This window comes from Aeromonas rivipollensis (genome assembly GCF_037811135.1).
Taxonomy (GTDB): Bacteria; Pseudomonadota; Gammaproteobacteria; order Enterobacterales; family Aeromonadaceae; genus Aeromonas; species Aeromonas rivipollensis.
Genome location: NZ_CP149130.1, coordinates 3,790,426 through 3,815,737, shown reverse-complemented (window position 1 = coordinate 3,815,737; position 25,312 = coordinate 3,790,426). Strand labels below are relative to the sequence as shown.

The following is a 25,312-nucleotide window of genomic DNA, read 5'->3' as shown; positions in this document are numbered from 1 at the left end:
TGTTTGCTGGGGCTGTGGCCCGCATTGAGTTTTGCCACCCTGTCCGCCGATATGGTGGTGGTCAAGAAGTCGAGTTATAGCCTGACCCTGATGAAGGACGGCAAGCCAGTCAAGCGCTACTGGGTCGCCCTGGGGCCTGCTCCCAAGGGACACAAGCAGCAGGAAGGGGATCAGCGTACCCCGGAAGGGCGCTACACCCTCGACTACAAGAAGAGCAATTCCGGCTTCTACAAGGCGATCCACATCAACTACCCGAATCTGGACGACATCAAGCGTGCCAATGAGCTGGGAGTGCGCCCGGGCGGCATGATCATGATCCATGGTCAGCTCAACCGCATGGGGGATCGCAGGGTACAGCCGTCCAACTGGACCAATGGCTGCATCGCCGTGCTCAACCACGAGATGGACGAGATCTGGAACGCCGTCGAGCCTGGCACCCCCATCATCATCGAGCCCTGATCCTCGCCGTTCACGCCCGCTGCCCAGCGGGCGTTTTGTTTCCTCCCTGGATGGCGTGACAGCCCATCCCGCGCCGTGCTAGTTTTTCCGGCTCGCGTTGGAAGTCACAAGGATGATCCCATGATGTCAGGAACCCGCATCGCCGCGCCCGAGCGCACGGGTGTGCTCTGGTGGCGCGCCACCCTGGATATTCTCCCCCTCTCCATTTCCGTCATCCCCTGGGGGATATTGTGCGGCGCCCTGGCGTTGCAGGCGGGCTTGAGCCCGGTGCAGGCCCAGCTGATGTCGCTGCTGGTCTATGCCGGCGCCGCCCAGCTCTCGGCCACCACCTTGTTCGGGGCGGGTACCCCCTTGCTGCCCATCATGGGTTCTACCATGGTCATCACCTCCCAGCACCTGCTCTACGGCTTCACCTTTCGCCGGGACGTGCTGCCGCTCTCCCTGCGCTGGCGTGCCAGCCTCGCCTTCTTCCTGACCGACGAGATGTTCGCGGTGGCGCTGAAAGACAGGGAGCGCCACGGCGTCTTCAACCCCGCCTATGCCCTGATCGCGGGCTTCGTGTTCTACCTGTTCTGGAACCTGGCGACCCTGCTCGGCATCGCCGCCGGCCAGTACATCGAGGGGCTGGACAAGATGGGGCTGGACTTTGCCATCGCCGCCACCTTCATCGCCATGACCATACCGGCCATGAAGAACCTGCCCATGGTGGCGGCGACTCTGGTGAGCGGCGGCACTGCGCTGCTCACCAAGCCGCTGCTGGCGGAGATCCATATCATCATCTCGGCCCTGGCCGGCATGGTGGTGGGCTATGTCTTGCACCGGATGAGGAGATGACCATGGGCTGGCTGATGATTGGCCTGCTGGCCCTGATCACCTTCTTCAACCGCTTCGCCTTCTTCTCGCGGCTGACCCGCTATCAGCCCGGTGCCGAGATGGGGGCCTTCCTCAGCTTCTCGGCCCAGTCGGTGCTGACCGCCATCTGGCTGCCCATCGTCTTCAGCTATGAGCCGGGCAAGGGGCTGGCGTGGGATCCGGACTACCTGGCTGCCACTCTGCTGGTGACCGCCCTGACCCTGCTGCGGCTGCCGACCCTGGTGGTGGTGGTGGTCGGCATGGGGGGCTTCTTCCTGCTGCGCTGGCAGGGGGGATTGGCGGCGCTGCTGCCCTGGTTGGTTTGAGCCGTGATCCCGCCTAACGGATGTCTTTATCGGACATCCGTTATGTTATGAATGTCACTTCAAAAAAGGCCTCTCGAGTGTGAGGATTTAGGAATCATCCGCCAAGGAGTTTCCCATGTCCCTCACCGCCAGCTGCCAGCGCATAGTGCGCGACCCCCTGCTCTCCCCGGCTCAGAAGAGCCATGCCCTGGCGCTCGCCGCCGAGAATGCGCTGCCCTATCCCGCGCTGCCTGCCGAGGTGGCCGAGGCGATGGCACAAGGGGTGCTCTGCGACATGTTCGAGGGACATGCTCCCTACAAGCCGCGTTACGTGCTGCCGGACTATGAGAAGTTCCTGCGCCAGGGCTCCCCCTGGCTGGAGCTGGCGCCGCCACGGGATTTCGACGAGGCCCTTGATGCCCTGCGCATCCTCTATCACCATGTGCCCTCGGTCACCGGCATGCCGGTCTGGCTGGGGCGCCTCGATCACCTGCTGCTGCCCTTCGTCGGGGATCTGGATGACGAGGCGCTGTATCGCAAGCTGAAAGGCTTCTGGATCTACCTGGACAGGGTGCTGCCGGATGCCTTCATGCACGTCAACATAGGCCCGGATGACAACAGGATCTGCCGCCTGATCCTGCGCATCGACGGCGAACTCAAGCAGGTGGCACCGAACCTCAGCCTGTTTCACGATCCCGCATCGACCCCGGACAGCCTGCTGATGCAGGGGGTGCAGAACATAGCCCTGTGCGGCAAGCCTCACATAGTCAACTACCCGATCCACAGGGAGACCTTCGATGAGCGGGGCTTTGGCATCGTCAGCTGCTACAACGCCCTGCCCCTAGGAGGCGGTGCCAACACCCTGGTGCGCCTCTCCCTCAAGGGGATGGCCGAGCAGAGCGCCGACCTTGAGGCGTTCATGACGCGCTGGCTCCCCCACTATTGCGAGCAGGCCTCCCGCCTCATCGAGGCAAGGGCCGCCTTCCTGCACGAAGAGTCCGGTTTCTTCGCCTGCTTCCTGGTGGAGGAGGGGTTGATCGAGGAGGGGCGTTTCGTGCCCATGTTCGGCATCCATGGCATGGCGGAGGCGGTGAACCTGCTGATGGATAAAGAGGGGCTGCCCGGGCGCTATGGCCACGACGAGGGGGCGAACCAGCTCGGCCATCGCATCTCGGCCCGGCTCTCGGCCTGGGTGACTGTCCGGCCCCAGCACCACGCCTGGGGCGGGCGTGCCCTGCTGCACTCCCAGGGCGGGCTCAGCCTGGACAAGGGAGTCACCCCCGGGGTGCGCATCCCTTATGGGGAGGAGCCGGATCCCGCCAGCCACCTGCTGGCCCTGGCCCCGCATCACTGCTACTACCACTCCGGGATCAGCGAGATCCTGACCCTGGATCCCACCATCCGTCAGAACCCGCAGGCGCTGCTACAGCTCTGCAAGGGGGCTTTCGCCCTAGGCATGCGCGAATTCAGTGCCAACGTGGCGGACAGCGATCTGGTGCGGGTGACCGGCTACATGATCCGCAAGAGCGACGTGGCCCGCTTCGCCGCCGAAGGCTCGCGGTTGCAGACCACCAGCCTCGGCGCCGAGGCGAGCGAGCTGACCGGGATCCGCCAGCGGGCGCCGCGGGTGGTTGCCCTCGAGGCAACCCTGTGTGATGACTGAGGACGACAAGGGAGGGCGCACCGCGACGGTCAGCCGCTGGTTGCCCTTCTCCTGCGTGGACGGGCCGGGCAATCGGCTGGTGCTCTTCCTGCAAGGGTGCAACTTTCGCTGCCCGGGCTGCCATAACCCCCACACCATAGGGCTGTGCGATCACTGTGGCGACTGCGTGCCCGGCTGCCCGAGCGGCGCCCTGACTCTCATTGATGGCAGGGTGCGTTGGCAGGCGTCTCTCTGTACCCACTGTGATCGCTGCCTGGATGCCTGTCCCCGCAGCGCCAGCCCCAAGACCCACCAGATGTCGGTGGCCGAGGGGCTGGCCCTGCTGCGTCGCTACGGCCCGTTGCTTACCGGCATTACCGTCTCCGGCGGCGAGGCGACCACCCAGCTCCCCTTCGTGGTGGCACTCTTTGCGGCCATCAAGGCCGCGCCCGACCTGGCCCACCTGAGCTGCCTGCTGGACAGCAACGGATCCCTTGGTGAAACGGGCTGGCAGCGGCTGCTGCCGGTGCTGGACGGCGCCATGATCGATCTCAAGGGGTGGCGCGAGTCGGTGCACCATGCGCTCACCGGCCAGGGGCGGGAGCGGGTGCTGGCCTCGCTGCAACTGCTTGCGCGGGCGGGCAAGCTGGCGGAGTTACGGCTGCTCCAGGTGCCGGGGCACAGCGATTTTCTGGACGCCGGAGGGGAGCTGGACGCCGGGCTGGCCACCTTCTTGCAGACCCTGGGACCCGTGCCCATTCGTCTCAACGGTTTTCGCCATCACGGGGTGCGCGGGGAGGCGATGGGCTGGCAGGAGGCCGCCATGGAGGAGCTTGAGAGGTTGTCCAACGCATTGAAGGTGAAAGGATTTGGCCCTGTTGCCCTGCCACCACTGTGACGGGCACCGAATGTTCTGTTTCCTGAGACCCGATATGACGCAACTGTGATGTCTGTCTATTTGGTGCGCGGAAAGTGGCGGCTAGAATGGGAAAACCGCCCATCATCAACAGATACCCATGAGTGAAGCCAACGCCTTATATCGAGTGCAGTTTATTTGTCACAACGAGCGTTACGAGGTCTATGTCAGGGACGTGAATCAGGGCCAGCTGTTTGGCTTCATCGAGATCGCGAACTTCGTGTGGGACAACCACACGGCGCTCATCGTCGATCCCAGCCACGAGAAGCTCAAGAGTGAGTTTGCCGACGTCAACCGCACCCTGATCCCCATGCACCAGGTGCTGCGCATCGATCAGGTGCGCAAGCAGGGGGCGGCCCGCATCACTGAGCTGGGCAACAACGTCGCCTCCTTCCCGAGCCCCATCTACACCAAGAAACCCTGAGCCCCCGGGTACTCTCAGGCACCCAGCTCCCGGGCCAGCTGCAGGATCCGCTGGCGGAACCAGTGCAGGGCGGGATCTTCCCCCAGGGGGCCGTACCACACCAGGCTGTGGGTCACGGCACCATAGTCGAACGGGACGGGTCGGCTCACCAGCCCGGATGGCCTGGCCTGCCCGGCCCAGCCGTCGATGGCGGTGAGGATGAGATCGCTCTGGCGCAGCAGGGCGGCCGCACTGCCAAAGTCCGGCAGGGTGGCTCCTATCTGGCGCCTTACCTGGCGCTGGGCCAGGCTCTGCTCGAAGAAGGGGTCGGCCAGCTCGCTGTCACGAATGACGATATGGCGCCAGCTTAAATAGGCATCCAGATCCCAGGGCTGATCCTGCGCCGGATGCTCCGCGCGCAGCAGGCAGACCAGCTTGTCTTCCCGCAGGGTCTCCCATATCAGGCCAGGCTGGCTGGGCAGGGGCTGGCTCTGATCGTGGGGCAGGATCACGAAGTCGAGCTTGCCCGCCGCCAGTGCCGCCAGTCCCTGCTGATCCTTGTTCCAGATGACGGGCACCAGTCCGGGTACCTCCTGCATCAATTTTCCCAGCACGGGCCCCATGGGCCAGATCATGCTGCTCTCGCGCATCGCCAGATTCAGCTCCCCCTGCCAGCTGGCGGGGTTGAAGCCCTCCGGACTGGTGAGGCCGTTGAGCTCGCTCAGCAGCCGGCGCAGGCTGGGACCGAGCCGCTCGGCAAAGGGGGTCAGCAACAGCTGGTTGCCCTGACGGTAGAGCAGCTGATCCCCCAGCAGATCCCGTAGCTGGTTGAGGGTCTTGCTGACGGAGGAGGGGGTGGTGCAGAGGCGCTCGGCGCTGCGGGTGACGCTTTGGGTGTCCAGCAGCAGGTGCAGGGTGACCAGATGACGACCGCCCAGGCGGGAAAGCGCGATGAGATCCATAAAACCTCCCGGGATTAAGCCCGTGCGGGCGAGGATGAGGGGAGCGTCTGGCAGCCGGGATTGCCCCTCCAGACGGAGCAAACAAAAAGCCCCGCCGAAGCGGGGCTTGCGGGGATCAGCCCTTGAGCACGGCGGCCATGGCGTCGGCCACATAGTCGACGTTGCGGCTGTTGAGGCCCGCCACGCACATGCGGCCGGAGCGCACCAGATAGACAGCGAACTCTTCGCGCAGACGGTCCACCTGCTCCGGGGTGAAGCCGGTGTAGCTGAACATGCCGCGCTGGTTGATGAAGTAGCTGAAGTCGCGGCCCGGCACCTTGGCGCTCAGCACCTCGAACAGCTTCTCGCGCATCGCCTTGATGCGGGTGCGCATCTCGGTCACCTCACCGACCCAGAGGGCGTGCAGGCTGGCATCGTTCATCACGGCCGCGGTGATCTGGCCGCCGTGGGTGGGCGGGCTGGAGTAGTTGCGGCGCACGGTGGCCTTCATCTGGCCCAGCACCCGGCTCGCCTCTTCGGCATCTTTGCAGATGACCGACAGGCCGCCACAGCGCTCGCCGTAGAAGGAGAGGTTCTTGGAGAAGGAGTTGCTGACGAAGAAGCTGACGCCGGCGGCCACCATGGCGCGAATGGCGTAGGCATCCTCTTCCAGCCCGTCGCCGAAGCCCTGATAGGCGATATCCATGAAGGGGATCAGGTTCTTCTCGACTACCAGCGCGATCACCTGGTCCCACTGGGCGCGGGAGAGATCCACCCCGGTCGGGTTGTGGCAGCAGGGATGCAGCAGCACTATGCTCCTGGTCGGCAGGCTGCTCAGGCAGTCGATCATGGCGTCAAACAGTACGCCGCCGGTGGCCGCATCGTAGTAGGGGTAGTCGTGCACCCTGATGCCGGCGCCCTCGAACATCGCCTTGTGGTTGTCCCAGGTGGGATTGCTGACCCACACCTCTGAGGCCGGGAAGTAGCGCTTGAGCAGATCGGCGCCGATCTTCAGGGCGCCTGAGCCGCCGATGGTCTGGATGGTGGCGATGCGACCCGCCTTGACCGCCTCGTGATCGGCACCGAACAGCAGGTGCTGCACCGCGGTGCGGTAGTTGGCGGCGCCTTCCATCGGCTGGTAGGGACGCGGGGCCGGCGCGGCGGCGCGCTGGGCTTCGGCCTGCTGTACCGAGGCCAGCAGCGGAATGCGGCCCTGCTCGTCGTAATAGAGGCCGATCCCCAGGTTCACCTTCTGCTCGCGGGTGTCTTTGTGGAAGGTCTCGACGAGCGTGAGTATGGGGTCGCCAGCATAGGCATCGACGTGTTCAAACATGGGGGGTCCTTGAGGTTGACTGTCCAATTTCGCCGGCCCAAGGCCGGGGCCGTTATCATGGCGTAATCTGGATGTGGCCTCAAGTTGTTCGGCATGGCGGCAAGGGTGACAGCTGTTGTCGTAGCAAGCGGACACCGGTGTCGAGATAGAAAATGCCGGTCATGGCATCAGTCCCCCCCATTTTGGTTGTTGAGGGTGCCTTTTATAGTGTCACTTGGATAACATAATCGCACATATGGCGCTCGGTCATGAGGGTCAACCGGTTACCCGGATGTCATGCGGGGCCACCTGAGACAGGTATTTAGTTGCATAATAAACTGCGTATTTTCTGACAACCATTGCAGTGTGCCTGGGTCCTGCTGAGGGCCCCACCATAACGGGTGACCCATCACCGATGACTCGACACTTTTCTGATGCCGCTTCCCCCTGGCTGGACTGGCACGGCCTGGGTGGCTGGAATATCTATTTCCTTGCCAAGTTTGCCCTGCTCTGGGCGGGCTACCTCAATTTTCATCCGCTGATCAATCTGGTGTTTGCCGCCTTCCTGATCTTTCCCCTTCCTTGGGCGGGGTTGCGGCGGATCCGGCACTGGCTGGCACTGCCTGTCGGGGCGGGGATCCTCTATCACGACACCTGGTTGCCGGGGATAGAGAGCATCCGCGCCCAGGGGGGGCAGGTCTTCTCCTTCACCCTGGATTACTGGCTGGAGCTGCTCGGGCGTTTCATCAACTGGGAAATGGTCGGGGCCGGCTTCGTGATGCTGACCCTCTATCTGTTCATCGCCCAGTGGCTGCGCTTCACCCCCTGGGTCCTGCTTGCCCTGCTCTGGTTATGGCTCTCTCCCCTGGTGGGAGATCCCTTTGCTTCCCGTGATGCGGTGGCCTCCGGCACGATCACATCCCCGCAAGCCGAGTCCACAGCGCGGCAGGGGTCGATGGAAGAGCAGCTGGATCAGAGCGCCCCGCCGACCAACGAGAACCTCAACGCCTATCTCGATGACTTCTACCGGGAGGAGCAGGAGCGCCTGGTGCGCTTCCCGAGCACCCTGCCGGCGGATGCGACGCCCTTCGATGTGCTGATCATCAACGTCTGCTCCCTGGCCTGGAGCGATGTGGAGGCCAGCGGCCTGACCGGGCACCCGGTTTGGCGCCATTTCGACATTCGCTTCAACCACTTCAACTCCGCGACCTCCTACAGCGGCCCGAGCTCCATCCGGTTACTGCGGGCCAGCTGCGGACAGACCAGCCACCAGGGGCTTTATGTGACGGCCCCCAGCCAGTGCCTGCTGTTCGAGAACCTGGCCCAGCTCGGTTTCGACAAGCAGGTCGCCATGGATCACTCGGGGGCCTTTGGCAACTACCTGACGGGCCTGCAGCAGTACGCCGGGCTGGACATCACGCCGATGAGCAAGGAGGGGCTGGCCCACGATCTCGCCTCCTTCGACGGGGAGCCCATCTATCGGGATGATGCCCTGTTCGGACGCTGGCTGAGCGAGCGGAAGAAGAGTCAGGCGGCGCGCAACATGACCTTCTTCAACCTTATCGCCCTGCACGACGGCAACCGCTACGCGGCCAGCCGTCAGATTGCCCCCTACAAGGCCAGGCTCAAGGTGCTGCTGGATCAACTGGACGACTTCATGACGACGCTGGAGCAATCCGGTCGCAAGGTGGCCGTGGTGATGGTGCCGGAGCACGGGGCCGCGCTGGCCGGCGACAAGATGCAGATGCCCGGGCTGCGGGACATTCCGAGCCCGAGCATCACCCAGGTACCGGTGGGGGTAGCCCTGCTCGGGACCAAGGCGAAGCACGAGGCGACCCGCAACATCGACACCCCCAGCAGTTTCCTGGCTGTGTCCGAGCTGGTGTCCCGGCTGGTGGGGGGCAACATTTTTGGCACTGACACCATCGACTGGGATGCGCTGCTGGGCGGCCTGCCCGAGACCCCCTCGGTCTCGGAGAACCAGGGCTCGGTCGTGATCGAGTACCAGAACAAGTTCCACATCAAGCTGGGGCAGGGGGACTGGGTCCCCTATCCCCAATGACACCGGAGGCTGACATGCAGAGTGAACGACGACCCCTGACGCCAACCCCCTTCGGTGTGCCGGTCGAAGGCGGCATGATGAGCGACGTGGCCATGGTGCAGCAGGCCTTCGGCGTGAGTCTCTCCTATCAGGACATCGCCTTCAGGGAGCGGCTCGTCGCCTTGCGCGAGCGCTTCCCCCTGCTGGCGGAGCTGGAGATGAGGGGGCCTGAATGAATTACGTTGCCCTGCAAGGGATCCGTGGCGGCGTGGGCACCAGCTCCCTGGTCGCCGGCCTGGCGCTGGCGGCCCGGGAGCAGGGGGCCCGGGTGCTGGCGGTGGATCTGTGCCATGACAACCTGCTTGGCATCCATCTGGGGTTGCCCCATGCCGATGCCAGGGGCTGGAGCCGGCTGGCGGATCCGGCACTGGAGTGGCGATCGGCGCTCCATCACTATGAGGAGGGGCTGGATCTGCTGCCCCATGGCGGCCAGCAGGGGGCATCCGCAGGGGACTGGCTGCAGGCCCTCGAAGGCTATGATCTGGTGCTGCTGGACTTGCCCCTGGGCCCGGTTCACGCGCTCCCTTGCCGACTGCTGACCATAGTCAATGCCGATGCCAACTGCCATGTGCGGCTCCATCGCCATGCCTGGGCAGCCGGGGAGCGATTGCTGGTGACCCAGTTCAGCAGTCGCCGGGCCCTGCAGCAGGATCTGCTGGATCTCTGGCAGGCGGCCGGCCTGCCCCTGCTCGGCCTGCGTCTGCACCGGGACGAGGCGATGGCCGAAGCCATGGCCGCCAAGCAGCCGGTGGGCCGCTATGCCCCCACCAGCCTGATCGCCCACGAACTGGCCTCCCTGGCCAGCTGGTGTCTGGGCGCCGGGGGCAACGAGCCATGCTAGCCCGGCTGTTGACGCCGACGGCGAGCCTCTGGTGCTCCCGGCGTTACCAGGCGCTGCGCCGCCAGGGCGGCTCCCGGCTGGGGTCCGCCGGTCTGACCCTGGTGTGGCTGCTGGCCTGGACCCTCTTCCCTCTGGAGCGCCATGGCTGGCAGTGGGTGCTGGGCCACGCCCAGGGGCTCTATCCCCACCTGGCCCGGCCCCGGGTCGGGGATCCCCTGCGGATCCTGCTGCAGAGTGTCTGGATCATAGTGCGCCGCCCCAAGCCTATCCCCCTGCGCTGGCCCGCCTCCTGGCAGCGGGCCTGGCAATGGGGCACCCAGGCCCTCGGCCGCTTCCTGATCCGGCAGGAAGAGAGGGGGCTGGCGGCGGCCAGGGCCACCCCCCGGGAGGCGCGCTGGAAGAGCGTGCTGCTCTGCGCGGTGGCAGGCACCCTCTCCCTGCTCTGCATTACCCAGCCATTCACCCTGGAGGCCCAGCTGGTGTTCGTCATCATGCTGATGGGGATGGCCTTCATACTGCGCGCCGTGCCGGGCCGTTACCCCATGCTGATGATGATGGTGCTCTCCCTCACCGTCTCCTGCCGCTACATCTGGTGGCGCTACACCTCCACCCTGGACTGGTTCGATCCCGTCAGTCTCACCTGCGGCCTGCTGTTGCTGGCCGCCGAAACCTATGCCTGGATAGTGCTGCTGCTCGGCTACTGGCAGACGGCCTGGCCGCTGAATCGCCCCCCGGCGCCCTTGCCGGCGGACCCGGCACAGTGGCCCAGCGTGGATCTGATGATCCCCACCTACAACGAGGATCTCGCCATCGTCAAGGGCACTGTCTACGCGGCCCTGGCCCTCGACTGGCCCGCCGACAAGCTGACCATCTGGCTGCTCGATGACGGGGATAGGGCGCCGTTTCGCGCCTTCGCCGAAGAGGCGGGGATCCGCTACGTGGCGCGGCCGACCCACGAGCACGCCAAGGCGGGCAACATCAATCACGCCCTCAAGCAGGCGAGCGGGGATCTGGTCGCCATCTTCGACTGCGATCACCTGCCGACCCGATCCTTCCTGCAGATGACGGTGGGCTGGTTCTACCGGGATCCCAAACTCGGAGTGGTGCAGACCCCCCATCACTTCTTCTCCGCCGATCCGTTCGAGCACAACCTGCAGCGGTTTCGCAAGATGCCCAACGAGGGGGCCCTCTTCTACGGCCTGGTGCAGGATGGCAACGACATGTGGGACGCCAGCTTCTTCTGCGGCTCCTGCGCCGTCATCAAGCGCTCTGCCCTGGACGAGATCGGCGGCATAGCGGTGGAGACGGTCACCGAGGATGCCCACACCTCGTTGCGGCTGCACCGCCTTGGCTACACCTCCGCCTATATCCGCATCCCCCTGGCGGCGGGGCTGGCCACCGAGAGTCTCTCCGCCCACATAGGGCAGCGCATCCGCTGGGCGCGCGGCATGGTGCAGATCCTGCGCCTGGACAACCCCCTGTTTGGCAAGGGGCTCAATCTGGGGCAGCGGCTCTGCTACTTCAACGCCATGCTGCACTTCCTGTCGGGCATACCGCGCCTCATCTTCCTGACGGCGCCGCTCGCCTTCCTGATCCTGCACGCCTACATCATCTATGCCCCGGCGGCGGCCATCGCCCTCTACATGTTGCCGCACATCTTCCACAGCGCCCTGACCAACTCCCGGCTGCAGGGCAAGGTGCGCCACTCCTTCTGGGGGGAGGTCTACGAGACGGTGCTGGCCTGGTACATAGCCCGGCCGACCACGGTGGCGCTGTTTGCCCCCCACAAGGGCAAGTTCAACGTCACCGCCAAGGGGGGCATGACGGAGGAGCTGTATCTGGATCTGTCGGTCTCCAGGCCCTATCTGATCCTGATCCTGCTCAACCTGTGCGGGCTGGGCTTTGGCATCTGGCGCATCTGCACCGGCCCGGCCGACGAGGTGCTGACCCTGATCCTCGGCATGCTGTGGACCCTCTACAACATGACCATACTGGGCGGTGCGCTGGCGGTGGCGTTCGAGTCGCGCCAGGTGCGCACCAATCCCAGGGTGGAGATGGTGATGCCGGCGGCCATCAAGCTGGCCAACGGCCACCTCTACCCCTGCACCCTCAAGGACTACTCCAATGGCGGGGTCGGCGTCCTGCTCGAGGACGCCCTGCCCCTGGCCGACAAGGAGAGGGTCTGGCTGCTGCTGCGCCACGGCCAGCGGGAGCAGGCCTTCGCCGCCAAGGTGCAGCGGGTGTTCGGCCGCAAGCTGGGGCTGGAGCTGGAGCCCATGGCGCAGGCCCAGCACATCGCCTTCATCCAGTGCACCTTCGCCCGGGCCGACACCTGGTCCCTGTGGCAGCAGCGCCTCGGCAAGGATCGCCCGCTCCACAGTCTGCTCGACATCACGCTGCTCGGCTGGGGGGCCTACTGGCGCCTGGCGCGCACCTCACCCATCGGCTTTGTTTGTATCCTGTTTGAGAAGCTGGCTCGCTGGCTGCTCTCTTTCGTTCCTCGTCGCGTCTCGCCGGATTTCCGGTCAGGGGCTCCGACCACACAGACAGTGAAAGGATGATGAAACCACAACGCTACCTTATCCCTCTCCTGCTGATGACGCAGAGTGCGTTGGCCGCCGAGGCCAGCGGTCCCTTGCCGCCGGTACCCGCACCGGTGCGCAGCCAGGACCTGAGTTTCGAACAGATGTCCTCGTCTCCTGGCACCCTCTCCCTGCGTGGCAATGCGCCTGACGGTCAGGCGGACTTCACGGTGCGGCGGGACGAGGTGGTCACTCGGGCCAGCCTGGATCTCGACTTCACTCCGTCCCCCTCCTTGCTGCCGCTGCTCTCCCAGATCAAGGTCTACCTCAATGACGAGCTGATGGGGGTCACCGCCCTCACCAAGGAGCAGATGGGGGAGCGTACCCATGCCCGCATCGAGCTGGATCCGCGCTACGCCAAGGACTTCAACCGGATCAAGGTGAGCTTCGTCGGCCACTACCAGAAGGTGTGCGAGAACCCGGCGAGCGACACCCTGTGGCTCAACGTCAACCGGGACAGCAAGCTGAGCCTGCAACTGCAGACCCTGCCGGTGCGCAACGAGCTCTCCTTCTTCCCCATGCCGTTCCTCGACGTGCGGGACAATGGCAAGCTGATCCTGCCCATGGTGTTCAGCGGCACAGTCCCGCTCCTGCAACAGCAGGCGGCGGCCGTGCTGGCGTCCTGGTTCGGTACCAAGGCCCAGTGGCGGGGTCAGCACTTCCCTGTGCTCATCAACCAGTTGCCGGATCGCAACGCCGTGATCTTCGCCACCAATGACGCCCGCCCCGATTTCCTGGTCGACTACCCCAAGGTGAAGGGACCGACCATCGACATGATCAGCTCCCCCGACAACCCCTATGTGAAGCTGCTGCTGATCCTGGGGCGGGATCAGCAGGATCTGCTGACCGCGGCCAAGGGGCTGGCTCAGGGTGAGGTGCTGCTGCGCGGCCAGAGCGTGCTGGTGGACGAGGTGAAACCCCTGGCCCCGCGCCAGCCTTATGACGCCCCCAACTGGGTGCGACTCGATCGCAAGATGCGGTTCGACGAACTGACCGATTATCCGGGCCAGCTGCAGGCCACGGGCAACCGGCTCTGGCCCATGAGCCTGACGCTGCGGTTGCCGCCGGATCTCTATCTGCTGGGATCCAACGGCATCAAGACGGATCTCAAGTACCACCACACGGCGCCGACCCAGCGGGACGGCTCCCGCCTGGACGTGGCGGTCAACGGTCAGTTCATGAAGTCGTTCCCGCTCGAACCGGGTGAGGGCAAGAGTGAGCAGTTGCTCACCCTGCCGCTCTGGTTTGCTGCCGATGACGCAGCCACTGCGCTGCGGATGCCCGGACTCAAGACCACCCAGTCCAACAGCCTGAGCTTCTCGTTTGAATATGCCAGGGAGATGAAGGGGGGCAATGAGAACGGCCGCTGCGATCTGGTGCTGCCCCCTGCCCATCAGGTGCGCATCGACGATGGCTCCACCATCGACTTCAGCGGTTATCGCCACTTCATCGAGATGCCGAACCTCAAGGCCTTCGCCTATGCGGGCTTCCCGTTCAGCCGGATGGCGGATCTCGCCGACAGCCAGGTGGTCATGCCCGCCAGGGCGCACCCGGCACAGATCACCACCCTGCTCGATGCCGTGGGGGCCATCGGGGCCGAGACTGGTTATCCGGCCCTCTCCCTGCGAGTCCTTGATGACTGGGAGCAGGCCCGCACCGCCGATCTGGATACCCTGCTCATCGGCACCCTGCCCGAGGAGTTTCAGGGGGATCTGGCGCCAGACGCCCTGCTGCAGGCCACCCGCAGCTGGGTCAATGAGCCGACTCGCCAGCATCAGGGGGATCTGCTGCACAGCATGGCCGATCGCCAGCCCCAGGCCAGGGTCGGCATGACGGGCAACCGCGCCATCGCGGTCATCCTGGGCCTGCAATCGCCGACCCACGAGCAGCGCAGCCTGGTGGCCCTGCTGGCCGACGGTCCGGACGGGGTCACCTTGCTCAACAACACCCTGCAAAATGCCACCCTGCGCGGCCAGGTCGCGGGCTCGGTGGCCATCATCCGGGAGTCCGGGGTGAAGAGCCTGGAGGTCGGGGAGCGTTATGAGGTGGGCTATCTGCCCTGGTGGGAGCGAGTCTGGCAGCTGTTTGCCGAGTACCCGCTGCGCCTCGCCGGACTGACGCTGCTCTGCATGCTGGTGCTGGGCTGGGGCCTGCGGGTGCTGCTGGCCGGTGCCAGCCGTAGCCGCCTGAAGGAAGATTAAGAGATGACTCAGATGAAAAAAGCCTGTGGTGCCCTGCTGCTCTGGGCCCTGTGTAGCCTGCCTGCCCTGGCGGCCTGTGACTGGCCGGCGTGGCAGCATTTCCGCCAGCACTACATCAGCGAGGAGGGGAGGGTCATAGATCCGGCCGACGGTCGGCGGATCACCACCTCGGAAGGCCAGAGCTACGGCCTCTTCTTCGCCCTGGTCAACAACGACAGGGAGACCTTCGCCCGCCTGCTCGACTGGACGGAGCGGCGGCTCGCCCGGGGGGATCTCACCGGCTTCCTGCCATCCTGGCTCTGGGGCCAACAGGAGGATGGCAGCTGGGGCGTGCTGGATGAGAACAGCGCGTCCGACTCGGATCTCTGGATAGCCTACAGCCTGCTGGAGGCGGGGCGCCTGTGGGACAACCACAGCTACGAGTCCATCGGCACCCTGCTGCTGCGGCGCATCGCCCGGGAGGAGGTCGCCACAGTCCCCGGTCTGGGCCCGGTGCTGCTGCCCGGCGCCCACGGCTATACGGGGGAGGGGCGCTGGACCCTGAACCCGAGTTATCTGCCGCCCCAGCTGCTGGCCCGCTTCGCGGCGCAGCAGGGGCCCTGGCGCGAGATGCGTGGGCAACTGCCGAGGCTGCTGCGCGACAGCGCCCCCCGTGGCTTTGCCCCCGACTGGGTGGACTGGCAGGGGGAGAAGGGCTGGCAGGTGACCGCCGACAAGGGGCCCCAGGGCAGCTATGACGCCATCCGGGTCTATCTCTGGCTCGGCATGCTGAACGACGAGGATCCCGCCAAGGCGCCCCTGGTGGCACACTTCGCCCCCATGCTGGAGAGCACGGCGGCCCTTGGCGCCGTCCCCGAGCGGGTCGACACCCAGAGCGGCCAGACCCAGGGGCGGGGACCGGTCGGCTTTGCCGCCGCCCTGCTGCCCCTCTCCCAGGGGCAGCCGATGCTGGCCAGCCTGCGTGAGCAGGTGAAACAGCAGGGTGAGCAGGCCGACGCCTATTACGGCAGCGTCCTGACCCTGTTTGGCGCAGGTTGGGATCAGGGGCGCTATCGCTTCGCCGCGGACGGCACCCTGCAGCCAGGCTGGAGCGAGTCATGCCAAGCAGATTGACCCTGGGTTGCCTGCTCGCCTGCCTGATGAGCGGCAACCTGGCGCTGGGGGCTGTGCAGCCGGTGGACTGGCTGCTCGAGCAGGTCAGGATAGGGGAGGCCAGGGGGCGTGAGGATCTCGTCAGCAACAGCCTCTACTCCCTCTCCCTGGTGGAGCCCAATCATCCCGAACTGCTGGCGGCCCAGGCGCGCCAGGCCCTGCGTCAGGGTAAGACCAGGGAGGCGAAGGCGCTGCTCGCCCGGCTCGGCAAGCTGGCGCCGGACTCCCCGATTTACCGCCAGGGCATGGCCAATCTTGCCCTGAGCGACTCGGCCCAGCGCCAGCAACTGCAACAGGCGCGGCTGCTGACCAATGCCGGCCGGCTGGAGGAGGCCGAGCACCTCTATCGCTCCCTGTTCGTGGGGGAGCTGGCCCCCAATCTCGAGGTGGCGGTGGAATATGCCCTGCTGCAGATGCGCATGCCCGCCCTGAGAGCCAGGGGCATGGCCTCGCTGGAGAGCCTGAACCGGCAATATCCGGGTGAGCCACGGGTGCGCAGCGGGCTGGCCCGCCACTACCTGGCCGAGGGGCGGCGCCAGCAGGCCCTGAGGCTGCTGCGGGAGATGGCGCAGGATGACAACAGCCGCGGGGAGGCGGCCGAGATCTGGCTGGCGGACATCGAGGTCATGGCTGTCGGGCCCCAGAGCATCGACGAATTGAAGCAATACATAGCCCTCTTCAGTACCGAGATGGAGGCTGACAAGGCCGAGGCGCTGCTCGCCACCCAGCAGGCGCAGTGGGCTTCTCCGGCCTATCGCTCCCGTCAGCTGGCGCTGGCCCGTACCGGCGGCGGCGGGGCCACCATCGCCGAGCTGCAGCGGGCCCTCGCCGCCAATCCCGGGGATCCCGAACTCATGGGGGCCCTGGGTCAGGCCTATTCCCGCAACGATCAGCGCGCCCTCGCCATCGCCCAGTTCGAGCGGGTGCTGCGCCATCCCGATGTGACCGACAAGGAGAAGTGGGCCAGCCTGCTGGCCACCAACCGCTACTGGCTGCTGGTCAACCAGGGCTCCCAGGCCATGGAGCAGCAGCAGTGGGAGACGGCGGCGACCCGCTATCACAGCGCCATCGCTCTGGATGGCAAGGAGCCGGAGGCCTGGCTCGGATTGGGAGACAGCGAGCGGGGCCGTCATCGCGACGGCGAGGCCGAGGCCGCCTATCGCAAGGCATTCGCCATGCCGGGAGCCCGTGATCGGGCCCTGGCCCGGCTGTTCGATCTCTACAAGGGGCAGGATCCGGCGCGGGCACTGGCCCTGCTGGATCGGCACGGCACCCCGGCCATGCAGGCCGAGGGCAAGCGGCTCAGGGCCGAGCTGTTGCAGGAGCGGGCCGATCAGCTCGACCAGGCCGGCAAGCTGCCCCAGGCCCTGGCCCAGCGCCAGGAGGCGCTGGGGCTGATGCCGGATGATGTCTGGCTGACCTACCGGGTCGCCGCCACCCAGGCCCGTCTCGGGGATGCGGCCGGCGGGGAGCGGCTGCTGCGGGGGCGCTTGGCGGCGCAGCCACAGAACGACAGCCTGCGCTACGCCACAGCCCTCTACCTGTCGGGGCAGGATCAGTCGTCCCAGGCCCGCGCCGTGCTGGCCGAGGTGCCGGCTGCGCGCTGGTCGACTGACATGCAGGAGCTGGATCGCCGCCTCGCCCGTGGCGAGCTGCTGGCCAACGCCAGGCAATTGCACCAGGAAGGGGATGAGGCGGGCGCCGAGCGCCTGCTGCAACCGTTGCAGCCCGATGATGAGGTGACCCTGATGCTGGCGGGCTGGGCCGCCGAGCGGGGGGATGCCACCGGGGCCGAGCGCCATTACCGAGAGGTGCTGGCGCACGCGCCTCAGCACCCCGAGGCCAGGCTCGGCATGGCCGAACTGGCGCAGGCCAGGGGGGATCTGGCCGCGGCTCGCCACTGGCTGCCGGTCTGGCCGGTCAGCCCCTTGCCCCCGGACGAGTTCAACTACTACCGCCAGGTGGCAAACCTCTATCAGGCACTGGGGGAGGGGGAGACGGCCCAGGCCATCTTCACCGGCTACGAACCCCTGGTGTCGACGCAGCCCGCCTCCCGGCAGACGGCCCTGTTCTGGCGTGACGCCGCCCGCCAGCGTTTCGCCACCGGCGACGCCGAGGGCGCCCTGGCGCGGGATCGCAAGGGACTGGTAGCGGCAGGTCTGGCCCCCAGGGAGGATCTGGATGGGGGCGCCCTGACCGCGTTCGCCCGCAGTCGCGACGGCGAGGAGTGGCTGGCCTCCGGGCTGCGCAGCGATCTCGACAGGCATTACCGGCAGAGCCAGACCACTGTCTCCCTCGACAGCGATTACTGGGGATCCAGCGGCACCGGCGGCGTCTCCGATCTGCGGGCCCTGACCCAGATGATGCAACTGGATACCCCCCTGGCTGGCGGTACCGCCTTTGGCCGCCTCGAGCTGGTGGACATGGATGCGGGCCAGCTGCCGGACTCCCCCTACCGGGAGAAGTTCGGCACCTGCGCCGCCCGCGACTGCCGGGGAGGGGAGCACCAGCAGAGCCGGGGCACCACCCTGGCGGCGGGCTGGCACAAGGGGGCCTGGGCCTTCGATCTGGGCACCACGCCCCTCGGCTTCGAGGTGGTGGACTGGGTCGGCGGTGCGACTGTCACGGGAGACTGGCGCGAGCTGGGGTGGGGGCTCACCCTCTCTAGGCGGCCCGTCAGCAGCTCGCTGCTCTCCTATGCGGGGACGGTGGATCCGGGGACCGGCATCAGCTGGGGCGGAGTGCGAGCGAACGGGGTTCGCCTCGATCTCAGCCATGATCTGGGGGGCGCCGTCGGCTTCTGGGGCAGCGCCCAGCAACACCTGCTGACGGGCAAGAACGTGCCGGACAACTGGCGTACCCGGCTCATGGGGGGCGGCTACTACAAGCTCATCAACGAGACGAACCGCCGGGCCAGCGTGGGGCTGAGCAGCATGCTGTGGCATTACCAGCAGGATCTGAGCGGCTATACCCTGGGTCAGGGGGGCTATTACAGCCCGCAAGGGTACTTCTCGATCTCGGTGCCGGTCAGCTACCGGCAGCGCACCCCCGACTGGTCATGGGAGCTGGGGGGCTCGGGATCCTGGTCCCGCTCCCGCACCGACGACAGCCGTCGCTACCCCCTGGAAGGCCTGCTGCCAGCCGGTTTGCCGGACCGCAACGAGCCGGTGCAGGGCGGCAGCAGCAGCGGCTTCGGCTATACCCTGAATGCCGTGGTGGAGCATCGCCTGACCGAGCACTGGCGCATCGGCGGGCGGATCGACATCCAGCAGGCGGATGACTATGCCCCCAGCCATGCCACCCTCTTCCTGCGCTACACCTTCAAGCCCTGGCAGGGGGATCTCGACATGCCACCCCGGCCGTTGACCCCCTACGCGGACTTCGACTGACTCCTGCGCCCGGCTTGCCCGGGCGCACTCATTTCAGGTAGGAGCGCAGCACCCTCACCACCTGATCCAGATCCTCCAGCCGCTCGGCCGGGGTCGCTTCCGGTGCCCCCAGGTGCTCGCGCATATGGCCTTCCAGCACCTCCAGCATCAGGCCGTTGACGGCGCCGCGAATGGCGGCGATCTGCTGCAAGATGGCGGCGCAGTCTGTCTCCTGCTCCAGGGCGTTTTCCAGGGCACCGGCTTGTCCCTTGATGCGTCTGACCCTGGCCAGCAGCTTCTTCTTGTCATGAACAGTGTGTGACATGCAGGATCCTCTCGCGCTATAAAACTATACTGGGGTATAGTATAAATCATTGCCGCGCCCAGGAGAAATCCATGTCATCCCTCGCTTCATCCCACTGCCAGCAACCCGTCGTTCATGAAGGGAATCCGCTGGCGGAACAGAAAACCCGCTGGGCCGTGCTGCTCACCCTCGTCATGATGGTGGCGGAGATAGGTGGCGGCTGGTTCTACAACTCCATGGCGCTGCTGGCGGATGGCTGGCACATGAGCTCCCATGCCCTGGCCCTCGGCCTCTCCGTCGTGGCCTATCGCGCCGCCCGCCACTTCGCCCGGGATCACAGATTCAGCTTCGGCACCTGGAAGATAGAGGTGCTGGGGGGCTTCAGCAGCGCCCTGCTGCTGGTGGGGGTGGCGGGCCTGATGCTGTTCGAGTCGGTGGCCCGGCTGCTGGATCCCAGCCCTATCCACTATCAGCAGGCGATCGGCATCGCCACTGTCGGCCTGCTGGTGAACCTGGCCTGCGCCTGGCTGCTCAAGGATGATCAGGGCCATCACCACGGTCATGCTCATCATCACGATCATCACGATCATCACGATCATCACGATCATCACGATCATCACGATCATCACCAGGGTCACGACCATCATGCTCACTCCCATGCTCACACCCAGGGTCACGGCCATCAGGATCTGAACCTGCGTGCCGCCTACCTCCATGTGCTGGCGGATGCGGCGACCTCTGTGCTGGCCATCCTGGCCCTGGTGGGGGGCATGCTGTGGGGAGCCGACTGGCTGGATCCCCTGATGGGCATAGTGGGGGCCGTGCTGGTGGCGGTCTGGGCCCGGGGGTTGCTGCGGGACACGGGGCGGGTGTTGCTGGATGCGGAGATGGACGCTCCCTTGGTGGCGGAGATCCGCGAGGTGATAGCCGAACTGCCTGACGCCGAGATCCGCGATCTGCACGTCTGGCGGGTGGGGCAGGTGCAGTATGCGGCCGTGCTGTCGCTGCGAATGGCGGTCCCGATCCCGGCCCAGGCGATCCGCGAACGGCTCGCCATCCACGAGGAGCTGGTGCACCTGACCATAGAGATTGCGCAGGGATGAGGCTGGCCAGCCGGGGCCCCGGGGCCTGGCTTCAGTGTGGCGGGCGCTCGTTTTCCCCCTTGGCCTGATCCTGCCAGAGCGAGCCCAGCATCAGCTTGAGCAGCAACCCAGGGGGATCATCCAGCAGTCGACCCGGCTCCAGCAGCAGGTGGCCGTCGGCGCGAAAGCCCAGGCTGGCGTGGGTCTTTCCCTCGTCGTCCAGGATCTGGATGATGCCGACCAGGGTTCCTCGCTCACCGGGTTGACAGCGCAGCCGCAGCTCGCGCGGCTCACCCAGCAGGGTGAAGGCCCGGCAGAGGGGCGGCGTCTCTTCGTAATCGGGCCAGCTGAAGAAGTGATACTGCTCGGCGAGCCCCCCGGCCTGCTGGCAAAATTGGTGGAACAGCTGGGCAATCCCCTGATACTCCTGATCCAGCCGTTTTGCCTGCTCCTCGATCCGTTTCATAGGCCATGACTCCTTGCTATCCATTTGAACGGAAATTGATTTTTCCGCCATGAACCCCTCTCTCTGCTGGTATGGGCCCAAAGCGGGGGGCGGGTCTGTGAGCGCGATCCAATTTTCGTTATGAAAACGTTATCTTGTTGAAACGGGTTGGTTTTTTTTGCCCGGTCGCTCACATTTACAACAATCTCCGCTGATTAATATGGCATCGCCCGGTTACGACCGGGTACCTCGAGTATCGAGACCAACTACAGCGGGAATTATAAAAAAATGGATATGAAAAAGACCAAAGTGGCGCTGGTAACAGCCTCACTGCTCGCGCTTTTGTCAGGCTGTAACGACAACAGTTCTTCGACTCCTACCCCCACCCCTCAGGATGAGCCTGTCGCTCGTCTTCCCAACGTCCAGCCCCCGGCCGAGCTGCTGGTGGCCGGTCCCGATCAGGCGGTGATTGCCCTGGTGGATACCCAGAGCAGCGCGGCGCGCGGGATCACCGGCCCCTTCGCCAGCCACAGCCTGCACCTGTGGAACAACGACGCCTGCAGCGGGACGGCGGAGAGCGGACTCAACACAGGTTGGGATGACGCCAGCAAGACCCCGGCGGCGGCGGACAGCTTCGGCCCGGCCTGGGTGGTGCCGCTGGCCAAGATGGAAGGCTGCATCAACTTCATCGCGCGCAACGGCGATCTGGCCAACCTGACCGGCAGCGACATGAAGGTGATCTTCAGCGATCACCCGGATCGCACTGTGGCCATAGTCGCGGGCAAGAACGAGATCTTCGGCAGCCGGGCCGAGGCCTTCACCGCCGCCTTTGGCGTGGCGGGGGCCAGTGCCCACCTCATCGACGGTAACACCCTGATCTGGCAAGGAGGCAAGGACAAGCCCTATGTGCGCCTCTACCACACCGAATCAGGCACCATCACCGCCAATGCCGAAGGGGTATTCGACTTCCCCTATATCAAGCTGACCCCGACCAGCCTCAGTGCCGAGCAGCAGGCCAAGTACCCGCACCTCAAGGATGCCGCTGCCTTTGCCCTGCCATCGGGCGCGGATCTCAAACCCCTGCTCAAGGGGGAGCTGGTGGCCATAGGCACCGATGACGAGGGGGTGTTGCAGGGGGCTACCCTGGTGCAGAGCGCCGGTGCCCTCGATGCCCTCTATGCCGATGCCGCCACCAAGCTGGCCTATGGCGCCATCGTCGAGGGGGGCAACGTCACCTTCCGGCTCTGGGCACCGACCGCCAGGTCGGTCAAGCTGGCGCTCTTTGACGAGCAGCACAAGGCCCTCGGCGAACGCGCCATGACCCTGGACGAAGCCAGCGGCAGCTGGAGCCTGCAGGGCGGCAGCGACCTGGTGGGCAAGTACTATCGCTATGCCGTCGAGGTCTATCATCCGGTCAGCCGCAAGCTGGAATCCTACCAGGTGACCGACCCCTACTCCCTGAGCCTGGCCATGAACTCCGAGTTCAGTCAGGTGGTGGATCTCGACGATCCTGCCCTCAAACCCGAGGGCTGGGACAGCCTCAAGGCGCCCCACAGCCAGGCCAATCCCGCCGACATCACCATCTATGAGGCCCATGTCCGGGACTTGACCGGCAACGACGCCTCGACCGATGCAGAGAAGCGCGGCAAGTTCCTCGGCCTGACCCAGCCCGACAGCGTCCCCGTCACCCACCTCAAGTCCCTGGCCAAGAGCGGCGTCAGCCACCTGCACCTGCTGCCGGTGTTCGACATCGCCACCGTCAACGAGGATCCGGCCAAGGTGGCCAACATCGGCGACGACTTCAGCAAGCTGTGCGAGGTCAATGCCGAGGTCAAGAACTCCAAGTTTGCGAGCCACTGCGGCGGCGGCCAGACCATCGAGGCCGTGCTGGCAGATCTGCAAGCCAGCGACAGCAAGGATAATCCTGTGGTGCAGGAGCTGTACGGCTATCTGCGCGGGGTGGACTCCTTCAACTGGGGTTATGACCCTTACCACTACAGCACCCCGGAAGGCTCCTACGCCACCGATGCGGAGGGGACGACCCGGATCAAGGAGTTCCGCGAGATGGTCAAGGCCATCAAGCAGAACATCGGCATGAACGTGGTGATGGACGTGGTCTACAACCACACCAACGAGGCCGGCCTGGGGCCCAAGTCCGTGCTCGACAAGATAGTGCCCTGGTACTACCAGCGCCTCAATCCCGAGACCGGCTCGGTCGAGAACTCCACCTGCTGCTCCAACACGGCGCCTGAACATGCCATGTTCGCCAAGCTGATGGACGACTCCCTGGTGACCTGGGCACGGGACTACAAGATCGATGCCTTCCGCTTCGATCTCATGGGTCACCACCCGAAAGATCAGATGGTGCAGGCCCTGGCCGAGGTGAAGAAGGTCAACCCCGAGATGTACTTCTACGGCGAGGGCTGGAACTTCGGCGAAGTGCAGGATGACAAGCGCTTCGTGCAGGCGACCCAGAAACACCTGGCCGGCACCGGCATCGGCTCCTTCTCCGATCGGCTGCGGGATGCGGTGCGCGGCGGCAGCCCGTTCGACGGCGGCGAGGCCATTCGCAAGACCCAGGGCTTCGGCAACGGCGCCCTGGTGGATGCCAACGAGCTGGACGGCGTGGATCTCGCCACCGCCCTGCATCAGTCCGACCTGGTGCGCCTCGGCATGGCTGGCAACCTCAAGGAGTTCGTGCTGACCGACAAGGACGGCGTGCCGAAGAAGGGGGCCGACATCGACTACAACGGTCAACCGGCGGGCTATGCCCAGGACCCGACCGAAGTTCAGAACTATGTCGACAAGCACGACAACCAGACCCTGTTCGACAACCTGGTCTACAAGGCAGCCGCAGGGGCCGATCTGGTGCGGATGCAGGGGGTGTCGCTGGCCACCGCCATGCTGGGTCAGGGGATCCCCTTCACCCACGCCGGGGTAGAACTGTTGCGATCCAAGTCCATGGAGCGGGACAGCTACGACTCCGGTGACTGGTACAACAGGGTCGATTACACCCTCGGCGACAACAACTTCGACAAGGGGTTGCCGCGCAAGGACAAGGACGAGGCCAACTACGCGCTGATCGAGCAGGTGCTCGGCCAGCACGCCAAACCGGGCTCGGCCGAGATGGCGCAGATGGTGAGCTTCTACCAGGAGCTCTCCGAGCTGCGTCAATCCTCCCGTCTGCTGCGTCTTGGCAGCGGTGCTGAGGTGATCAAGCGGGTCGACTTCCGCAACACCGGGCCGGATCAGGTGCCGGGTCTCATCGTGATGAGCGTGGACGACGGTGCGAGCGCGGGTGCGGATCTGGATCCCGCCATCGACGGCCTGGTGGTGATGATCAACGCCACCAATGCTGCCCAGAGCATCGGCGACTTCCGCGATGGCAATGACCAGCCCATCGATCTCTCCGGCATGGTGCTGAGCGGTGCCCATCGTGGCGCCGACAGCATCGCCAGTGGTGCCGGTTATGACAACGGCCAGCTGACGCTCGGTGCCTGGTCTGCTGCCGTCTTCGTCAAGCCGCAGAGTGGCGCCCAGGGCGCGGGTCTGCCGGTGGGCAAGAAGACGGACCTGAGCACCCTGCCTCCCTTCGGTGACACCGCTGTCTATCTGAAAGGCTTCCTCGGGGAGTGGGGCGAAGCGAACCCGATGAGCTTCACCACCAACTTCATGTACGAGTTCACCACCGAAGTGGCAACCGACAAGCTGGGCACGACGGAAGTGAAGATCGCCGACGCCAGCTGGGGGCCGGTCAACTACGGCAGCTGCAACGCCGCTGACAAGCTGGTGGTGGGCACGCCGCTGACCTTGTGCAAGGGGGGAGATACCGGCAATATCGGGCTCGATCTGGCCAAGGCCGGTACCTACAAGTTCGTCTTCACCGCCATGAACAAGGACAAGCCGACCTTGAGCGTCAGCTACACCGAGCCGGTGCAGGGCTGCAAGGTACTGGACACGGTCGCCGGCAACCCGCTCGGCTACAACCTGTTCGTCAAGGGTGAGCTGTCCGGCTGGAATCCCCAGCCTCAGTACCAGCTGAGCTACAAGGGGATGGAGGGGGATCTCGCCCTCTATCAGGTCGCGTTCAACTACACCGGCACCACAGAGTTCAAGGTGGCCAACGAGGACTGGAGCAAGGAGTACCTGATCAATGGCGGTGGTGAAGTCCAGGCCGAGACAGGCTATCCGTTTGCCTTCTCCCAGCCGGCCAGCGCCAACAACAAGATCACCCTGCCGCAGGGTCTGTGGAGCGTGCTGGTGAAGGTGGATCCGGCTGCAGCCAAGCCGGGCACTGCCGTGATCCAGGAGTGCAGTGCCAAGTAAGCCTTCCCATCGAGTCCGGGGCTGGCTCGGCAGCCCCGGGTTGAATTCCACCTCGCCAAGGGTGGGATAAACCGAGAGAG

19 protein-coding genes are annotated in these 25,312 nt (G+C 65.5%); 15 read left to right on the top strand and 4 right to left on the bottom strand.

Going from position 1 to position 25,312, the window contains the following annotated elements; all coding sequences use genetic code 11:
- The first annotated feature begins 3 nt into the window (after positions 1–3).
- The 6 genes from WIR04_RS17285 to WIR04_RS17260 all read left to right on the top strand — a co-directional run bounded on the left by WIR04_RS17285 (position 4) and on the right by WIR04_RS17260 (position 4,598).
- A complete protein-coding gene (locus WIR04_RS17285; protein ID WP_049828098.1) occupies positions 4–459 on the top strand; it encodes a L,D-transpeptidase family protein in 456 nt (151 codons plus the stop codon).
- Positions 460–579: 120 nt separating this feature from the next.
- On the top strand, positions 580–1,293 hold the full coding sequence (locus WIR04_RS17280) for an AzlC family ABC transporter permease (protein WP_338888571.1): 714 nt from the start codon (positions 580–582) through the stop codon (positions 1,291–1,293).
- 2 nt (positions 1,294–1,295) lie between these two features.
- Positions 1,296–1,637 (top strand): AzlD domain-containing protein, encoded by a 342-nt coding sequence (locus WIR04_RS17275; protein WP_307766552.1) that lies wholly within the window; start codon positions 1,296–1,298, stop codon positions 1,635–1,637.
- A 115-nt stretch (positions 1,638–1,752) separates the two neighbouring features.
- Entirely contained in the window at positions 1,753–3,279 is a 1,527-nt protein-coding gene (locus tag WIR04_RS17270; RefSeq protein ID WP_338888568.1) for a YjjI family glycine radical enzyme, read from the top strand.
- Positions 3,272–4,156: a YjjW family glycine radical enzyme activase gene (locus tag WIR04_RS17265; protein ID WP_338892620.1), complete on the top strand. Its 885-nt coding sequence runs from the start codon at positions 3,272–3,274 to the stop codon at positions 4,154–4,156. Before WIR04_RS17270 ends, WIR04_RS17265 begins: the two co-directional genes overlap by 8 nt.
- A gap of 118 nt (positions 4,157–4,274) precedes the next feature.
- A complete protein-coding gene (locus WIR04_RS17260; RefSeq protein ID WP_106884945.1) occupies positions 4,275–4,598 on the top strand; it encodes a DUF1820 family protein in 324 nt (107 codons plus the stop codon).
- A gap of 14 nt (positions 4,599–4,612) precedes the next feature.
- Here WIR04_RS17260 and WIR04_RS17255 read toward each other — a convergent pair whose 3' ends face one another.
- Both WIR04_RS17255 and WIR04_RS17250 read right to left on the bottom strand, forming a co-directional pair.
- Positions 4,613–5,539, bottom strand: coding sequence for a LysR family transcriptional regulator (locus tag WIR04_RS17255; RefSeq protein WP_025325767.1), 927 nt, complete (start codon positions 5,537–5,539; stop codon positions 4,613–4,615).
- Positions 5,540–5,654: 115 nt separating this feature from the next.
- Positions 5,655–6,851, bottom strand: a complete 1,197-nt coding sequence (locus tag WIR04_RS17250) for an amino acid aminotransferase (protein ID WP_338888563.1) — start codon at positions 6,849–6,851, stop codon at positions 5,655–5,657.
- 394 nt (positions 6,852–7,245) lie between these two features.
- On the opposite strand from WIR04_RS17250, the gene bcsG reads away from it, so the two are divergent.
- The 7 genes from bcsG to bcsC are packed head-to-tail and all read left to right on the top strand — an operon-like array spanning position 7,246 to position 19,096.
- Positions 7,246–8,892 carry a cellulose biosynthesis protein BcsG gene (bcsG, locus tag WIR04_RS17245; protein WP_338888561.1) on the top strand — a complete coding sequence of 549 codons (1,647 nt, stop codon included), beginning with the start codon at positions 7,246–7,248 and terminating at the stop codon, positions 8,890–8,892.
- A 14-nt stretch (positions 8,893–8,906) separates the two neighbouring features.
- On the top strand, positions 8,907–9,107 hold the full coding sequence (gene bcsR / locus WIR04_RS17240) for a cellulose biosynthesis protein BcsR (RefSeq protein WP_338888559.1): 201 nt from the start codon (positions 8,907–8,909) through the stop codon (positions 9,105–9,107).
- Complete coding sequence (bcsQ, locus tag WIR04_RS17235) at positions 9,104–9,772, top strand: cellulose biosynthesis protein BcsQ (RefSeq protein ID WP_338888557.1); 669 nt, start codon at positions 9,104–9,106, stop codon at positions 9,770–9,772. Before bcsR ends, bcsQ begins: the two co-directional genes overlap by 4 nt.
- Entirely contained in the window at positions 9,766–12,333 is a 2,568-nt protein-coding gene (gene bcsA / locus WIR04_RS17230; protein ID WP_338888555.1) for a UDP-forming cellulose synthase catalytic subunit, read from the top strand. The genes bcsQ and bcsA overlap by 7 nt, the downstream gene beginning before the upstream one ends.
- Positions 12,330–14,555, top strand: coding sequence for a cellulose biosynthesis cyclic di-GMP-binding regulatory protein BcsB (gene bcsB, locus WIR04_RS17225; protein WP_338888553.1), 2,226 nt, complete (start codon positions 12,330–12,332; stop codon positions 14,553–14,555). The genes bcsA and bcsB overlap by 4 nt, the downstream gene beginning before the upstream one ends.
- 3 nt (positions 14,556–14,558) lie before the next feature.
- Complete coding sequence (bcsZ, locus tag WIR04_RS17220; RefSeq protein WP_338888551.1) at positions 14,559–15,668, top strand: cellulose synthase complex periplasmic endoglucanase BcsZ; 1,110 nt, start codon at positions 14,559–14,561, stop codon at positions 15,666–15,668.
- A complete protein-coding gene (gene bcsC, locus WIR04_RS17215; protein ID WP_338888549.1) occupies positions 15,653–19,096 on the top strand; it encodes a cellulose synthase complex outer membrane protein BcsC in 3,444 nt (1,147 codons plus the stop codon). Before bcsZ ends, bcsC begins: the two co-directional genes overlap by 16 nt.
- Positions 19,097–19,124: 28 nt before the next feature.
- On the opposite strand, the gene WIR04_RS17210 is transcribed toward bcsC, so the two are convergent.
- Entirely contained in the window at positions 19,125–19,400 is a 276-nt protein-coding gene (locus WIR04_RS17210) for a metal/formaldehyde-sensitive transcriptional repressor (RefSeq protein WP_025325776.1), read from the bottom strand.
- Positions 19,401–19,471: 71 nt separating this feature from the next.
- Between WIR04_RS17210 and WIR04_RS17205 the strand changes: the two genes are divergently transcribed.
- Positions 19,472–20,482: a cation diffusion facilitator family transporter gene (locus tag WIR04_RS17205; protein WP_338888547.1), complete on the top strand. Its 1,011-nt coding sequence runs from the start codon at positions 19,472–19,474 to the stop codon at positions 20,480–20,482.
- 31 nt (positions 20,483–20,513) lie between these two features.
- On the opposite strand, the gene WIR04_RS17200 is transcribed toward WIR04_RS17205, so the two are convergent.
- A complete protein-coding gene (locus WIR04_RS17200) occupies positions 20,514–20,927 on the bottom strand; it encodes a hypothetical protein (protein WP_111913645.1) in 414 nt (137 codons plus the stop codon).
- A gap of 267 nt (positions 20,928–21,194) precedes the next feature.
- Between WIR04_RS17200 and pulA the strand changes: the two genes are divergently transcribed.
- Complete coding sequence (gene pulA / locus WIR04_RS17195; RefSeq protein WP_338888544.1) at positions 21,195–25,232, top strand: pullulanase-type alpha-1,6-glucosidase; 4,038 nt, start codon at positions 21,195–21,197, stop codon at positions 25,230–25,232.
- The last annotated feature ends 80 nt before the right edge of the window (positions 25,233–25,312 follow it).